The organism is Fervidobacterium sp. (assembly GCF_059913585.1).
In genome coordinates this window covers 1-15,177 of sequence record NZ_DBOLZL010000002.1, presented here as the reverse complement: position 1 = coordinate 15,177, position 15,177 = coordinate 1, and the positions used below count along the sequence as shown (strand labels likewise).

General features: G+C 39.9%; 14 protein-coding genes and 1 rRNA gene. 7 read left to right on the top strand and 8 right to left on the bottom strand.

Annotated features, from left to right (window positions below):
- Nucleotides 1-784: methyl-accepting chemotaxis protein (locus tag AC3M61_RS00145; RefSeq protein WP_500778930.1), on the top strand; the 784-nt coding region annotated here is incomplete at its 5' end.
- Between the two features lie 45 nt (nucleotides 785-829).
- On the opposite strand, the gene aglB is transcribed toward AC3M61_RS00145, so the two are convergent.
- The gene (gene aglB, locus AC3M61_RS00140) at nucleotides 830-2,272 is read right to left on the bottom strand and encodes a cyclomaltodextrinase (RefSeq protein ID WP_500778929.1); all 1,443 of its coding nucleotides are present in this window, start codon (nucleotides 2,270-2,272) and stop codon (nucleotides 830-832) included.
- Between the two features lie 135 nt (nucleotides 2,273-2,407).
- Here aglB and AC3M61_RS00135 point away from each other — a divergent pair, with 135 nt between their 5' ends.
- The 3 genes from AC3M61_RS00135 (at nucleotide 2,408) to AC3M61_RS00125 (ending at nucleotide 5,446) form a co-directional block, all read left to right on the top strand.
- Nucleotides 2,408-3,130: a DUF4230 domain-containing protein gene (locus tag AC3M61_RS00135; RefSeq protein ID WP_500778928.1), complete on the top strand. Its 723-nt coding sequence runs from the start codon at nucleotides 2,408-2,410 to the stop codon at nucleotides 3,128-3,130.
- Between the two features lie 5 nt (nucleotides 3,131-3,135).
- Nucleotides 3,136-3,693 (top strand): DUF4230 domain-containing protein, encoded by a 558-nt coding sequence (locus AC3M61_RS00130; RefSeq protein ID WP_500778927.1) that lies wholly within the window; start codon nucleotides 3,136-3,138, stop codon nucleotides 3,691-3,693.
- A gap of 184 nt (nucleotides 3,694-3,877) precedes the next feature.
- Nucleotides 3,878-5,446: a bifunctional aspartate carbamoyltransferase catalytic subunit/aspartate carbamoyltransferase regulatory subunit gene (locus AC3M61_RS00125; RefSeq protein WP_500778926.1), complete on the top strand. Its 1,569-nt coding sequence runs from the start codon at nucleotides 3,878-3,880 to the stop codon at nucleotides 5,444-5,446.
- 52 nt (nucleotides 5,447-5,498) lie between these two features.
- Here the strand turns inward: AC3M61_RS00125 and tpiA are convergent, their stop codons facing one another.
- The 3 genes from tpiA to gap all read right to left on the bottom strand — a co-directional run bounded on the left by tpiA (nucleotide 5,499) and on the right by gap (nucleotide 8,553).
- Nucleotides 5,499-6,251: a triose-phosphate isomerase gene (tpiA, locus tag AC3M61_RS00120; RefSeq protein WP_500778933.1), complete on the bottom strand. Its 753-nt coding sequence runs from the start codon at nucleotides 6,249-6,251 to the stop codon at nucleotides 5,499-5,501.
- A 14-nt stretch (nucleotides 6,252-6,265) separates the two neighbouring features.
- Nucleotides 6,266-7,465 carry a phosphoglycerate kinase gene (locus AC3M61_RS00115; RefSeq protein ID WP_500778925.1) on the bottom strand — a complete coding sequence of 400 codons (1,200 nt, stop codon included), beginning with the start codon at nucleotides 7,463-7,465 and terminating at the stop codon, nucleotides 6,266-6,268.
- 89 nt (nucleotides 7,466-7,554) lie between these two features.
- Complete coding sequence (gap, locus tag AC3M61_RS00110; protein ID WP_500778924.1) at nucleotides 7,555-8,553, bottom strand: type I glyceraldehyde-3-phosphate dehydrogenase; 999 nt, start codon at nucleotides 8,551-8,553, stop codon at nucleotides 7,555-7,557.
- Nucleotides 8,554-8,954: 401 nt separating this feature from the next.
- On the opposite strand from gap, the gene AC3M61_RS00105 reads away from it, so the two are divergent.
- The 3 genes from AC3M61_RS00105 to pcm all read left to right on the top strand — a co-directional run bounded on the left by AC3M61_RS00105 (nucleotide 8,955) and on the right by pcm (nucleotide 12,169).
- Complete coding sequence (locus AC3M61_RS00105) at nucleotides 8,955-10,457, top strand: GGDEF domain-containing protein (protein WP_500778923.1); 1,503 nt, start codon at nucleotides 8,955-8,957, stop codon at nucleotides 10,455-10,457.
- Nucleotides 10,458-10,585: 128 nt separating this feature from the next.
- Nucleotides 10,586-11,539: a calcium/sodium antiporter gene (locus AC3M61_RS00100; protein ID WP_500778922.1), complete on the top strand. Its 954-nt coding sequence runs from the start codon at nucleotides 10,586-10,588 to the stop codon at nucleotides 11,537-11,539.
- Between the two features lie 33 nt (nucleotides 11,540-11,572).
- Nucleotides 11,573-12,169, top strand: a complete 597-nt coding sequence (pcm, locus tag AC3M61_RS00095; protein WP_500778921.1) for a protein-L-isoaspartate O-methyltransferase — start codon at nucleotides 11,573-11,575, stop codon at nucleotides 12,167-12,169.
- Between the two features lie 3 nt (nucleotides 12,170-12,172).
- On the opposite strand, the gene AC3M61_RS00090 is transcribed toward pcm, so the two are convergent.
- The 4 genes from AC3M61_RS00090 to rrf form a co-directional block, all read right to left on the bottom strand.
- The gene (locus AC3M61_RS00090) at nucleotides 12,173-12,601 is read right to left on the bottom strand and encodes an MATE family efflux transporter (RefSeq protein WP_500778932.1); all 429 of its coding nucleotides are present in this window, start codon (nucleotides 12,599-12,601) and stop codon (nucleotides 12,173-12,175) included.
- 45 nt (nucleotides 12,602-12,646) lie between these two features.
- Nucleotides 12,647-13,591, bottom strand: a complete 945-nt coding sequence (locus AC3M61_RS00085; protein WP_500778920.1) for an MATE family efflux transporter — start codon at nucleotides 13,589-13,591, stop codon at nucleotides 12,647-12,649.
- Between the two features lie 23 nt (nucleotides 13,592-13,614).
- Nucleotides 13,615-14,895 (bottom strand): methylenetetrahydrofolate--tRNA-(uracil(54)-C(5))-methyltransferase (FADH(2)-oxidizing) TrmFO, encoded by a 1,281-nt coding sequence (gene trmFO / locus AC3M61_RS00080; protein ID WP_500778931.1) that lies wholly within the window; start codon nucleotides 14,893-14,895, stop codon nucleotides 13,615-13,617.
- Nucleotides 14,896-15,047: 152 nt separating this feature from the next.
- Nucleotides 15,048-15,164: ribosomal RNA gene (gene rrf / locus AC3M61_RS00075) — 5S ribosomal RNA — on the bottom strand.
- Nucleotides 15,165-15,177: the final 13 nt, after the last annotated feature.

Here is a 15,177-nt window from a genome sequence, read left to right as displayed (position 1 = left end):
TGCTTCCATTGAAGAGACAACAAGTGGTATTGAGGAAATATCGGCAAGTGCTCAAAATGTCTCAAAGGCAGCTCAGGAACTTTCCGAAAAGGCTATGCTCGTGAATAGTGCTGCAAAAGAAGGTGAAAGTGCCGTTAAAGTTATAACCGATGTTATTTCTCAAGCAAAGGAAAAATCAGCAATCACAGACAATATCGTTCGTGAGTTAAGTGAGAAGGCAAGGAATATAGGTGAGATAGTACAGACAATCAACTCGATAGCAGAACAGACAAACTTGCTTGCATTGAACGCAGCGATAGAGGCAGCAAGGGCAGGAGAGGCAGGAAGAGGATTTGCTGTTGTTGCAGATGAAATAAGGAAATTGGCAGAAGAGAGTAAACAAGCAACGAGTAAGATAGGACAGATGCTATCAGAGATACAAAACGGTGCACAAAAAGCAAGCGATGCAACAACGGAGACAGTGAATGTAGTTGAGAAAGCTTCGGCGGAATCAAGAACGGTGAGTGAAAGGTTTATCAATATCTTAAAGCAAGTAGAGGGGATAACAAGTCAGATAGAAGGATTGGCTGCAAGTTCACAAGAACAGAGTGCAGCAGCGCAAGAGATGACAAGTGCAATGAATACGTTGACGAAGGCAATAACATCGATAGCTCAGCAGATGGAAGAGATAACACAAGGAGTAAGACAGCAAGCAAACGCAAGCCAAGATGTAAGTAGTGCAGCAGTACAGATGAGTTCTATAGCTAACAGCTTACTTGAACAAGTGAAGAGATTCAAGATTTAAATCCAAAGGCGCCGGTAAAGGCGCCTTTGTTTTTTTGGTTTATTACTAATAAATTCTCTTATACATGTTATATCCATCTCTTGTTTTATTCGTAACCCTTAGCAACCGGAAACCTCTTGATGGAATATCAATAGTCATAATTCCACCGTTAATCCAGAACTCTTCGCCATTTAGAACATCCGTAAAACAAGTTCCCGCAAGTAACCTTCCGTCTGGAACTGAAACTGTAACATGTTTCTTTTCGCCTTTATTTATCGCAATTATCATACCATCTAAAACGTGCGGTGTTCTTCTGTAAAACACAAGAGGTTCTTTGTTCAGTACTTCGAATGTACCTATCTTTAATGCCGTTTCAGATTTTCTAATTTTAATGAGTTTTTTGTAAAACTCCCTCAACTCTTTATCCCATTCTTCTTCATTCCATTTCATCGTTGCACGGCATTCCGGGTCGCCTCCACCTTCGATGCCTATTTCCGTGCCATAGTAAACAACAGGCACGCCTGGATATGTAAATTGTAGAACTATTGCGAGTTTCCTCAAGGCTTTGTCTGGTATGACCGTAGCAAGTCGTTCTGTATCGTGACTATCGAGCATATTCCAACAACCATGGATGTTTGGTGTATCGTTGTAAGCCCTTTGGAGTGCATCTGCCAAGTTATCGAACTCACCTTTCAAATAAGCGATAACGGTGTTTCTGAAGTGATAGTTCATTATCCCGTCAACCATTTGCCAATTTGATGGATAGTTCCACGTTTCTGTAACAACGTATTTTTCGATAGAAACGCTCTTCGCAGTCTTTGCGATAAGTGCGTTGTTCACGTATCCGAGGTCAAACCCAACATCAAGTCTCCATCCATCTATGCCTTGTCTCAAATAATGTTCAACAACTCTGAGGATATAGTTCATCACTTCGACTTCCTCAAGATGCCATTCGGGAAGTGATTTGTGACCATACCAAGCCCTGTGACCATCATCGTATATCGCAAACTTACTCACATGCCTCTTATCACCTTTTAGCGCCTTTTTGAACCAAGGATTTTCACTACTAAGATGGTTGAATACACCATCGAGAATAAGTCTAAAATTCTCGCTCTTTGCCTTCTTAACGTAGTATTTAAATGCCTTTTCTCCACCAAATTGTGGGTCGATTTTCATATAGTCAATAGCATCGTATTTATGGTTAGTCGGTGAAAGGAAAATAGGATTTGTGTAAATCACGTTAATTCCAAGGTCTTTCAGATAATCAAGTTTCTCAGCAATCCCCCACAAGTCGCCCCCATAAAAATCCTTCACGTGTTCTGCTTTATCCTTCCTCTTTGGTGGAACGTTCCAGTCAACGATTCTTCCACCACGCTTTGTATAAAGCTCGGCTTTATCTTTCACTGTCTTTCCTTTTCCAATGGCAAATCGGTCTGGAAAAATTTGATAAATGACACTCTCATACACCCAAGATGGGATTGGGAAAAGATTGGTTATCTTGCCATGCATGCTTAAATCCTCCTTATAGCATTTGATAATACAGCACACCAAATATTATACAAGGAACAATTCATATGTGCAATTTAGATATGGTATAAAGGTAAAAGCCATTCTCAGATTAGTCTGCAAGGAGGTACGAAGCACATGAAACGCTTTTGGAAGTTTATACTTTTACTTCTCGTCTTTGTCGTTTTGTTCACAGTTCTTTTTCATTACCTTGCTAAAGTCCCTGTGATAGGTAATGTTATTAGTATTTTATCCAACATGCTCAACCCATTCAAGGAAAAGGTTCAGAGAGCAGAAATAAACCTTGGGACCGTACTATACGACATTCAACAAATGGGTTTCCTAAGGATTGCTACTGTATTGATGGAAGATGTAGTAAAAACACGTGATTATGAATACGAATTAGATAGAGTATTGGATGGAAAATACGCTGTTGATGGAACGTACGTATACAGGGCAAAAGTGAGCTACGGTATCGACCTATTCAAAATTGAACAGGATGATGTAATAATCGACGAAACACAAACGAGAATCACGATTTATTTACCACCAATCGAATTGTTGGAAGGTAGGGTTAAGGTAGAAAGGTTAGAAACGTTTGAAGAGAATTTCAGGAGCAAAATATTCGGAAGATTTGAAATTGGTGCAAAAGATACGTGGATACCAATAGAAATCAAAGAGAGAGTCTACAGTTTTTGCGATCGGAAAGCTGAAGAACTATTAGCAAGAGAAATAGAAGACTACATGAGAAGCAAAAATAAATACGAAGAAATGAAAACAAGGGCAGAAAAGTACATTACAACCTTATTGTTCCCTTACACTGCTAAGGGTTATTCTGTTAATGTTATTTGGAAGGAGTGATGAGAATGAAGAAAGTTTTTACAGTGATACTGATTGTAATATCTATAATCCTTGCCCTTGCACTGTATTCTATTCTGAACCAACCAAAGAAAACAAAAACTCCTGAGCTGAACGAAATTTTCCGTCGGACAGGGGACCTTATTGTACAAAAGTATACCTATAAGTTTGTTGTCAGTACCGGGGTAAAGAACAAGCTTAGCGAATCAAGAGTTCTCTATCGCGTTGTTGCTGAAAGTTACGTACATCTCGACACCAATCAGATTGCGTTAGAAGAAAAAGAGGATGGAACAATCTACGTAAAACTGCCTCAGTTGAGTGCTGATGAACCAATAATTGATGAAAGAAACATCCAACTTATAGGTGCAAAATACGGTTGGTTTACCTTCAATGATGAGCAAATCGATAATATCACACGAGAGGAAATAAGAAGGAAAGCCAAGGAAATTCTCCAACAGCTCAGAGCTGAGAACTACCTAAACGAAGTCGCAATCGCAGAGAATGTTGTTGAAACAGTTTTGAAGAAGTTTTATCCAGATAAAGAGTTTATCTTCGAATCTAATTGATTTGTCTATCCCAGCCCCTTTGAGGGGCTTTTTGTTCATTTTCTCATTCCACCTTGAAGAAAATAAACTATATAGTATAATATCGAGGATAGAAAAAACAAAAATCGAAGTCGGGTCCGACCGACGAAAAACCGACAGAAAAAGAGAGAAGAAACAACTAAAACGTGGGGGGAGTGATATTCACATGGGCAACTTTCTTAGCCGAACACTTGCTGTTATCAACGATTTCTCGGTTGAAGAGCAACTATTTTTGTATCAATCCACCAAGCGACTGAAAGAAAAACTGAAAAACAAGGAAGATGTTTCGGAATTTCAAATCAAACGTGATGTTGGTATCTACATCGTCTTTGTGGAACCTTCCACCCGAACCAAAGAATCCTTCATTAACGCCGCAAAATTCCACAAGAATGCAAAGGTAAACATCTTCGACTCCGAACACTCCTCATTCAACAAACAAGAAAGTTACGTGGACACATTTAATATGCTAACAGGTTACAGTGAATATTCCATCTTTGTTTTGAGAACCAGACTCGAGGGTGTTGTAAGATTGCTCGAAAGAAAGGTTGGAGAGTTTGCAGAAAGGCACGGCATCATGAGGCCTGCATTCATCAACGGTGGAGATGGAAAGCACGAACATCCAACCCAAGAACTCCTTGACGAATACACATTCCTTGAACACAACAATTTCGACAACTCCCACATCAGAATAGCCCTCGTTGGTGATTTGCTCCACGGTAGAACGGTCCATTCAAAAGCAGATGGTCTGAAGGTATTCAAAAACGTAGAAGTCGACTTGATTGCCCCACCCGAATTGCAAATGCCAGAAGGATACATTCAAAAAATGAAGAGGAATGGATTTGAAGTAAGACAATATTACTCAATAGATGAATATTTAAGCTATGGAAAACCAGCAAATATTTGGTATTTCACCCGCTTACAACTTGAAAGAATGGGCGAAGATATCTTAGAAAAGGAAAAAATACTGAGAAAAGCCGTAACGTTCAGGGAGGATATGCTCAATAAGATTCCCGAAGGAACGAGGTTCTATCATCCGCTGCCAAGACCTAAGTTCAACCCTGAAATCCCAACATTCCTTGACACATTGCCACTCAATGGCTGGGAAGAACAAGCGATAAACGGATATTATGTGAGGATCGTGCTTTTGTCAATGCTTGGAGGTGCACTTGAGGCTCCGTTTGATACATCAAAACCTCAGCAACAAGAGGATGAAAATTTCATTATCCCAGCACCAATCACAGATGGAACAAAAGGCGTTCTTAAAGAAGGAAAGAGGGGTATTAAACCAATAGAGAATGGAACGGTAATAGACCACATCGCAAAGGGAAAATCACAAGAAGAAATATACAACACTATCGTAAAGATAAGGAAAATACTAAAGCTATACGATGTAGACAGTGCAGATGGAATATTCAAATCAGCGGATGGTAGTTACAAAGGTTACATAAGCTTGCCAGATAGGTATTTGTCATTTAAGGAAATCAAGAAACTTTCAGCAATTTCTCCGAACACAACCGTAAATATCATCAAGAATTCAAGAGTTGTTGAGAAATACAGAATCAAAATGCCACCTCGTATTTACGGATTTGAAGAAATCAGATGCAAAAATGAGAATTGCATAACGAACCCAGCACATGGTGAGAATGTGACCGCCTCGTTCGTCCAAATCGATGGAAAATTCGTGTGTGAATACTGTGAAACACCACATGAATACCATGAGATTTGGAAGATATAACGACAAAGCCCCCGAGAAGGGGGCTTTGTTGTTAGTCATTAGAATTTTTTGTTTATCCAAGCACGCTTGCCATTATCTTTGCAAGTTCTACAAAACTTTCCTTGAGACTTGCACCTCCAACAAGCGCACCGTCAATGTCCGGTTTGACGAACAGTCCAAAGAAGTTCTCTGGAGTGACGCTACCACCGTAAAGGATGGTTACCGATTGTGCAACTTCCTCACCGTATATTTTTGCAAGGAGTGCCCTTACGAATTCGTGAGCTTCTTGAGCTTGTTCTGGTGTTGCCACAACACCTGTTCCTATTGCCCATACAGGCTCGTATGCGATAACCACCTTCTTAACATCATCCGCACTTAGTCCATACAAGCCTTCTCTAACTTGTTTTTCAAGCACGCAGAAGGTCAATCCCTTTTGTCTTTCTTCAAGTGTCTCACCTATACAGAATATCGGAGTTAAGCCTTCTGCAAGAGCTTTTTTGATTTTCTTGTTTATAACTTCATCTGTTTCTCCAAATATTCGTCTTCTTTCACTGTGACCAATTATAACCGCTTGAACATTGAGTTCTTTTAACATCTTTGGTGATACTTCGCCTGTGAACGCACCACTATCTTCGTAATACATATTCTGTGCTGCGAGTTTTATATTACTCGAACTAACAACTTCTCTAACCCTATCAAGTGCAACAAAAACAGGTGCGATGTATATGTCAAAAGAATTAAACCCAGCGAGCGCATTAACCAAAGCGTTGGCAAAAAGTTGCGCTTCGCTGGGTGTTTTATTCATCTTCCAATTTCCAGCAAGGATGAATCTCCTATTGGTTATTTTTTTTTATTTGCAATGGAGACAATACCTGGTAATTCTTTTCCTTCGAGGAATTCGAGTGATGCACCGCCACCGGTTGAGACGTGGCTAAACTTCTTCTCAAGTCCGAACTGTGCAACCGCTGCTGCGCTGTCTCCACCACCGACAACTGTTGTTACACCTTTCTCTGTGAGTGATGCGATGAATTCCGCAACTGCCTTTGTGCCAGCTGCAAAGTCTTCTATTTCAAACACGCCAAGTGGTCCGTTCCAGACGACTGTCTTTGCATCTGCAAGTTTCGATTTAATGAGTTCTATACTTGCTGGACCGATATCGTAACCAGCCCAACCTTCTGGAATACCTTCTTCGCATGTGAAGACTTTCTTCTCAACTCCTGCTTCCATTTTTTGTGCACAAACAGCGTCTGTTGGTATAACAAGCTCAACACCTTTTTCTTTTGCTTGTTCAAGAAGTTGCTTTGCAAGTTCTATCTTGTCTTCCTCAACAAGGGAATTACCCGTTTGTTTGCCAAGAGCTCTCCAGAACGTGAACATCATAGCGCCACCGATGATTATTCTGTCAGCTTTGTTCAGGAGGTTGGTTATAACCCCTATTTTATCTGAAACCTTTGCTCCGCCAAGAACAACAACATATGGTTTATCTGGATTGAGTGTTGCCTTTGACAGGAATTTAATTTCTTTTTCCATCAGGAAACCAGCAACAGATGGTATAAATTGTGCAATTCCAACGTTACTTGAGTGAGCTCTGTGGGCTGTTCCAAATGCGTCGTTGACATGGATATCAGCAAGGCTGGCCCATTTTCTTGCAAGTTCAAGGTCGTTCTTTTCCTCTCCTGGGTCGAACCTTGTATTCTCAAGCATCAATACTTCGCCTTCTTTTAATTCAGCAACGGCTTTTTCAACCTCTTCGCCGTAAAGTGCGGGGACGAATTTAACTTCTTTCCCGAGAAGTTCTGACAATCTTTCCGCAACGGGTTTCAAAGAATATTTTGGGTCCGGTCCACCCTTTGGTCTACCAAGGTGGGAAAGGAGAATTACCCTTGCACCGTTATCGAGGGCGTATTTAATTGTTGGTAGCGCCTCAACAATTCTTGTGTCGTCTGCAACTTTTCCATCTTTCAAAGGAACGTTAAAGTCAACTCTCATTATTACCCTTTTACCCTTGAGGTCAACATCTCTAATTGTCAGTTTTTCCATCTTTTGACACCTCCCGTGCCATTGTCATGTAATTCACAAATTATGACCGTAGAAAAAAGGGGGACGCGCCCCCTTTGTTGGTTTACGAATTAAAGCATTGTTGCGACTTTTTCGATTGTGTCAACAACTCTGCAGGTGTAACCGTATTCGTTATCGTACCAGCTGTAGACTGTTACGAAGTTTCCATTCATGACTTTTGTAAGTGTTGCATCGAATATACCTGCGTATGTTGAGCCAACAATGTCTGAACTTACAATTGGGTCTTCGTTGTATTTGATAATACCCTTAAGTCTGCCTTCTGTTGCTTCCTTAACTTTTGCGTTGACTTCTTCTACCGTTGTTGGTTTTTCAACTTGGACGCTGAGAACAGATATTGAACCATCTGGAGTTGGTACCCTCAATGCCATACCATCGAGTTTACCCTTTACTTCAGGAACGACAAGTGCAACTGCTTTTGCAGCTCCTGTTGTTGTTGGGATTATGTTCAAAGCTGCTGCTCTTGCTCTTCTGAGGTCCTTGTGTGGGAGGTCGAGAACTCTCTGGTCGTTCGTGTAGCTGTGGACTGTTACGAGGTAACCTGTAACTATTCCGAATGCATCGTTAATAACCTTAACAATAGAAGCGATTGAGTTTGTTGTACAAGATGCACAGGATATAATCTGGTGCTCCGGTTTGAGTTGTTCTTCATTACAACCAAAGACTACCGTAATGTCTTCTCCCTTTGCTGGAGCTGTGATGATAACCTTTTTTGCACCAGCCTGGATGTGTTTCATTGCCCCTTCTCTTTCTGTGAACTTACCGGTTGATTCAACAACTACGTCAACACCGAGGTCTTTCCATGGAAGGTTTGCTGGGTCTTTTTCTGCAAATACCTTTATGGCTTTTCCGTTGACATACATCGTGTCGCCTTCTACCTTAACTTCCCCTGGAAATTCTCTGTGCACTGAATCGTATTTGAAAAGGTGAGCCAATGTTGCTGGGCTGTCCAAATCGTTAATGGCAACTACCTCTACGGAACTGTTGCGGCGAATAAGTTCTCTAAGGACGAGTCTTCCAATCCTTCCAAAACCGTTGATAGCTATCTTCATCTTTCTCCCTCCTTCACAGTGTTGGTGCGAATTTCTCCTGCTCGTGAAAAATTGTACAATATAAATATTACATTTACAACGTCTTAGAAGTTAAAAATTTTGAATATTTTTCAAATTTCAGGTAATCAAGAAAAAAGTCAACGTGAAATATTGTTGGTTATAACCAAAAAAGAGCATTTTCAAAATTATTATACCATGAATGTCTGATTTAGGCAACTAAGCTAAAATTTGAAACAGATTAAGTATTTTTGCCCCTATTTTAGAATTAAGTCATACTGTTTCTGGTAATTCCATAAGATTCTTATCAAATTTCAAAAGTGTATGGTATAATAAATTTGCAAAAAATCGACAGATATGATTTTCTTAAAGAGCGTTTATCTCAAGGGGGATTTTAAAAATACATGATAGCACAAAAGCTCAGGAAACTTGTTGTTCTATCATCTGTTATCTTTTTAATATTCACACTTGTCTTAGGTATCCTGCTCTTAAAAAACCTAAAAAGTGCCTTTGATGTTCAGTTCAAAGAGTTTTCTGTTAGTGTTTCGAAATGTTTGGAGTTTCGCTTTTTACAAGAAACAAAGGAACTCCAGCGAACATTTGACAATTTGAAAAGTCTATTTGATAGACTTCCATTATCTGAAGAAGAATATGCTCTTTTCAAAGAAAGTTTGATATCGAACCTCAGGACGCTTAATATAGACTTTCTCGCAATTTACGAAAACAGTGGTCTTGTGCAAGTTCATTACCTGAATGAACAATATTCAACCACAATTGATAATCTTTTAAATCAGCTCTCGCTTAAACAGCTTACAAAAAAGACCCATTTCTTCCTGGATATTCCAAATTTGCTCTTTCCAATAGAACTTTTTGTTCTTTACCCATCTCCAAAAATTTTGAAACTTTGGGAAGTTGAAACTCCCAGCGTTATCTTGGTAGGGAAACATTGGACAGTTACAGATTTTGTCAAGTTAGAAGACCTGACTGGAGCTTCCGTTTCTTATTCAACTCATCCTGGTAATTCCACGCTTACTAAGTTAGTCTATTCATACCCGCTTACGGACCAGACAAACAAAAACTTTGGATATTTGGTATTTTCGAAGAATTTCACACTACTCACAAAGTATCTTGTATATGTTGTAATTTTGGTGATTTTGTCTATTATCGTTCTTATCTCTATACTTTCCATATTCTACCTACAGCTTAAAAAGTTGGCACTGGCTCCTTTCAGCGACATAATATACGCTATCGAAAACCATACACCTGATACGGTTGAAAAGTACATATACCGGGGCGATGAAATCGGTAGTCTTGCTAACGCAATTAAAAATTACTTGCACCAGCGTGAACAAATTAATCTTTACCTCAAGGAATTGGAAACAAAAAACCAAAGCCTGAGGTCACTAAATGAGCAAATTCGTCAACTACTGGAAAAAGACGTTCTCACTGGATTGCTTACTAGATACGTTTTCAATAGTCAGATCGAACGTTTATATGTCTCAAGTAAAGCGGACAGAATACCGTTATCCGCCATTTCTATTGATGCGGACAATTTCAAGAAAATTAACGATACATTCGGACATAACGTAGGTGACGAAGTTTTGAAAGGAATAGCTGAAGTGATATTGAAAAACGTTCGAGCAAGTGATTTTCCAATAAGAATGGGTGGTGAAGAGATTCTGATACTCCTCCCTGAAGCAGATATTGACGCAGCGCATTTAATAGCAGAAAGAATTCGCACAAAGGTCGAAGAAAAGTTTAAGGAAACGCCATACAAAGTTACAATAAGTCTGGGAGTTACTCAATTGAAAGGGAACGATACAATTGAAAGCTTTTTGAAAAGAGCAGATGAAGCACTATATATCTCAAAATCCAATGGTAAAAACAGAACGACCGTGCTTTTTTAAAGCACACGAGAACCGGTATTTCCAAACAAAAAATGAGTGGTATAATTTTTTAATGAACATCGAAAAACTCTTGAAGCGTCGCGGATGATATCCGCGATTTATTGTTCAATTTAATGGAGGTGGCACTTGTGTTTTTAAACTTTTTGTTGCTTGTCTTAGGACTTGCCTTTGTAAGTATAGGCGCTGACAAAGTTGTTGAGGGTGCTTCTGCTATTGCAAAAAAGCTTAGGGTCTCAGACCTTGTCATCGGTCTCACAATAGTGTCTTTTGGCACATCGGCTCCGGAATTAGTTGTAAACATTGTTTCTTCAATCAAGAAAAATTCAGACATTGCGCTTGGCAATATAATCGGTAGTAACATATTCAATATACTTGTAGTTGCAGGGCTCTCCGCTATAATAAAACCAATAAGTGTTAAACACTCGACACTCAAGAAAGATATTCCTCTAAGCTTCTTAGCTGCCGTGTCAGTTCTTGCTCTTGGTAATAAAGGAAACAACCTTCCTTCGATAATAACGCGCGGTGATGGCATTGTGCTTTTATCTTTCTTTGCCATATTTGCTGCTTACGTATTCGAAATGGCAAAAAAAGATAGAGAAATCTTTGAAGAGTTAGAAGTGGAGAAGCTAAAAAACATAAACACTTGGCTCGCTGTACTTTACGTAATTGGTGGTTTAGCAGGGCTTATAATTGGTGGGCGATGGATTGTGAACAGTGCAACGCAGATAGCAAGAGCACTTGGGGTTTCGGACAAAATGATAGGTTTAACAATCGTTGCTGCCGGGACATCTATACCCGAGCTTGCTACGTCGTTGGTTGCCGCTGTAAAGGGTAATAGCGAAATAGCCCTGGGAAATGTTATTGGTTCGAATATATTCAACATTTTCCTCATACTAGGTGTTTCTGCCACTCTTAATCCTGTTCACTACCCTACAGCGTTGAACGTTGACGTAGCACTACTTCTTGTTATAACGGTTATCTTAACACTATTTTCAAAGGATTTGAAAATAAACAAAATCGAAGGTGCTCTCTTTTTCGCAACATATGTAGGATACACTGCTTACCTAATAGTCAGAAGATAGGACTTTTGATACACTCTCAAGAAGGTGGTATACATGTACGAGCATCTTGAGTATTACGGAGTATCAAAGAGGGTTATAGATGCTATGAATAAAATAGACAGAAAACTCTTTGTTCCTGCAGAGTATCAAGATAGTGCATACATTGACACACCTCTTCCAATAGGTTACGGTCAAACGATATCAGCACCACATATGGTCGGATTGATGTGCGAATATTTGGATTTGCAAGAAGGAGACAAAGTACTTGAAATTGGAACTGGAAGTGGGTACAATGCCGCTGTAATGTCACAACTCGTTGGACCTTCAGGGAAAATCTACACTGTTGAAGTCGTCGGACCTTTGTATGAAAGAGCGAAGAAGGTTATCGAACAATTAGGAATAGACAACATCGAAATGTTTCTCTGTGATGGAAAGCTTGGATTACCGCAGTTTGCCCCTTATGACAAAATCGTTGTCACGTGTTACGCAAGAGAAATCCCACCCACACTGATTGAACAACTTCGCGAAGGTGGGATTTTATTGATTCCTGTTGGTGACGAATATATCCAGGTTCTAAAGAGAATAAAAAAATACGGTCAAAAAGTTACCGAAGAATCATTGGGTCATGTTAGGTTTGTGCCGATGGTATAAACTTCAATCTTCACTGAGAGTGTGAGTATGTTGAGCATATGCAAAGTATAGTTTTTTTATTGTGATTTTACCCCACGTATACGTGATTATAGAAGCCGTGGTGTTCCCGATAACTATCCCCAACCATACGCCAATTAACCCCATCTTAAAACCATTCACAAACAGCCAGGTCCAAAAAACTTGGAATATGATTGTTCTCAATATCGTCGTTACTAAACTTTTGTATCCATGGCCTATTCCCTGGAACATTCCCGATGTTAACATTCCAAATGGTGTCCCTGGAAGGAACAGACACAATAGTTTGAGCGCTTGTGAAACATTTTCTAAAAGTAGAGAGGAAGATTTTGAATATGAAAACATAAGTGCAAGTGGCTTTGAGAAAAAGAAAATTCCCAACATCGTGCCAATGGCAAAATACTCAGCAAACTTTATTGCATAATTCAGAGCACCTTCAAGCTTCTTTATATCTTTCGCCCCCTACGCTGCTCCGGTTACCGTTGTTACAGCCGAAGAAACTCCAATAATCGTCAAAGTTCCTAAGTTTATTATTCGCCAAGCTCCAGTAAACGTTGCTACTCCCAAATCTCCAGCCGCTTTTGATGCAAAAAAATTAAGAAAATATATTGCCACAGACATCGTAATTTGAGCAAGTGCTGTTGGAAAACCAACTATGGAGATGTCATAGAGGATTTTTCTATCCAAAGAAAAGTCTTTGAAAGTTACGTTCAAAAAAGTTTTCCTAGAAAAAATCAGAAGGTACAAAAGTATAGCACTTGCCACAAAGATGGAGATATTAGTTGCCCATGCTGCTCCTTTGATGCCCAAGTTGAAAGTATATATAAAAATAGGGTCAAGAACCATGTTCAATACGGAGCTAAAAAGAACTATATACATTGGTCGCTTTGAATCGCCTTCTCCACGAAGAATGCCTATAGCTGAGTTGTTGAACATCGTAAATATCGATGATAGGAAGATTATAGAACCATAGTCTTTCGCCTTTTGTATTGCAATCTCTGAAGCATTTGTGAATTTCAAAACAAAACCAAGTGATAAAATGCCGATAACGGTAGTCAAAAAGCCCACGATAATGGCAAGAATTATAGAATGTTCTGCCACAGAATTTGCACCTTCGAAATCCTTAGCACCTATTCTCCTGGCGATTGCAGAACTAGTCCCGACCGCAATCCCAGTAGCAATCGATATCACTATCATGTATATCGGGAAAAATAAACCCATTCCAGCCAACGAGGAAGGACCAAGGCCAGCAACCCATACGGCATCTACGAGATTGTAAAGCGTTTGAATAAGCATAGCTATCATGTTTGGTATAGACAACTTTATAACGGCTTTTTTGTAATCTCCCAGAAGTAGCTCAACATTTTTGTTTAATTTCATATTTGAACTTTTTGAGCTGTTATCCAACATAGCTCCCACCCTGTTATCTGTTATTCTAACCTTTCTACAAACGATTTCATCTCATTCAGTGCGCGTTCAGCCGCTTTTTCACGGTTCTTACCTGCACCAAGCAAGCCAAAGTTAGCGTACATAGGTTTTAGCTCCTCAGCGGTCGTTATATAATCTATCAGTGCACCACACATGGTTTTCTTTGGAAATTCAACCATCTCTTTTCCTTCCAATAGTCTTGCAATGTTAAGTCCTACATAAAGACCTGTCATTGCAGATTCTACGTATCCTTCAACACCCGTTATCTGTCCTGCAAAGAATATATTTGGCTCTCTTTTCAACCTCAAAAATCTGTCTAACACTCTTGGTGAGTCTATGTAACTGTTCCTGTGCATCACACCATACCTCAAAATTTCCGCATTTTCCAGTCCCGGAATCATCCTTATAACTCTCAGTTGCTCTCCCCATTTCAATCGTGTTTGAAATCCAACAAGATTGTACATAGTGCCTTCAACATTTTCCTTTCTCAATTGAACAACAGCATAGGGTTCCTTCCCCGTCTTTGGGTCAGGAAGTCCAACAGGTCTCAACGGACCGTATCTCATAGCATCCTTTCCACTGCGTGCTATTTCTTCTATCGGCTGACATCTTTCGAAAAGTAACTTCCTATCAAAATCTTCCATCTCGACAACTTCCGCGTTAACCAAGGCTTCCCAAAAAGCTTCGTATTGTTCCTTATTCATTGGGCAATTTATGTAATCCCCCGAACCTACACCATATCTATCTGCTACGTAGCAAATATCCATATTTATGCTATCTGCACTTATTATCGGAGCGACCGCATCGAAAAAATTAAATAACCCTCCGCTTACCTCTTTGAGCCATTCTGCAAGTGCTCCATCTGTTGTAGGACCCGTAGCGATAACCCAAATGCCATTTTCACCTGGTTTTGTCACTTCTTCATCTATCACTTCTACAAGCCCTGATGCCAGTAATCTTTCTGTCACACACCTTGAAAATTTCTCCCTATCAACAGCCAATGCCTTTCCAGCAGGAACCCTATTTTCCATGGCGCACTCTAAGATAATACTACCAAACAATTTCATCTCCTCTTTTAAAAGTCCCTCTGCGTTCTTCAAATCCAGCGACTTTAAAGAATTACTACATACCAGCTCGGCAAAGTAATCACTTTTGTGCACAGGTGATTTCTTTATTTTCTTCATCTCGTGAATAATTACCTTATGCCCTCTTTTCACAAGTTGCCAAGCTACTTCACTACCTGCCAAACCTGCCCCTACAATATGGACTTCGTTTACAGCAATCTGTCCGTTCACATCAACCACCTCAATTTTCCAATTCTTCTATTTTCGCCAAATCTTTTCACCATTTCTGCTTGTGTAATTTTACCATACCAATAAAAAAAGCGAAAAAGCCTCTGCGGAAAGCAGAGGCTTTTTGAAGGGTATTTAGGAATCCTGGGCACTACCTACTCTCGCAAGGGGTCGCCCCCTTACTACCATCGGCCCGCGGTGGCTTAACGGCCAGGTTCGGAATGGAGCTGGGTGTTTCCCACCGCAGTATCGGCACCCAGGGCCATTCAAAAG

What these genes read in the sequence shown, in the direction of transcription:
- aglB (WP_500778929.1), bottom strand. Translation starts at nt 2,272, where the DNA reads ATGCATGGCAAGATAACCAATCTTTTCCCAATCCCATCTTGGGTGTAT.
- AC3M61_RS00135 (WP_500778928.1), top strand. Translation starts at nt 2,408, where the DNA reads ATGAAACGCTTTTGGAAGTTTATACTTTTACTTCTCGTCTTTGTCGTT.
- AC3M61_RS00130 (WP_500778927.1), top strand. Translation starts at nt 3,136, where the DNA reads ATGAAGAAAGTTTTTACAGTGATACTGATTGTAATATCTATAATCCTT.
- AC3M61_RS00125 (WP_500778926.1), top strand. Translation starts at nt 3,878, where the DNA reads ATGGGCAACTTTCTTAGCCGAACACTTGCTGTTATCAACGATTTCTCG.
- AC3M61_RS00115 (WP_500778925.1), bottom strand. Translation starts at nt 7,465, where the DNA reads ATGGAAAAACTGACAATTAGAGATGTTGACCTCAAGGGTAAAAGGGTA.
- gap (WP_500778924.1), bottom strand. Translation starts at nt 8,553, where the DNA reads ATGAAGATAGCTATCAACGGTTTTGGAAGGATTGGAAGACTCGTCCTT.
- AC3M61_RS00105 (WP_500778923.1), top strand. Translation starts at nt 8,955, where the DNA reads ATGATAGCACAAAAGCTCAGGAAACTTGTTGTTCTATCATCTGTTATC.
- pcm (WP_500778921.1), top strand. Translation starts at nt 11,573, where the DNA reads ATGTACGAGCATCTTGAGTATTACGGAGTATCAAAGAGGGTTATAGAT.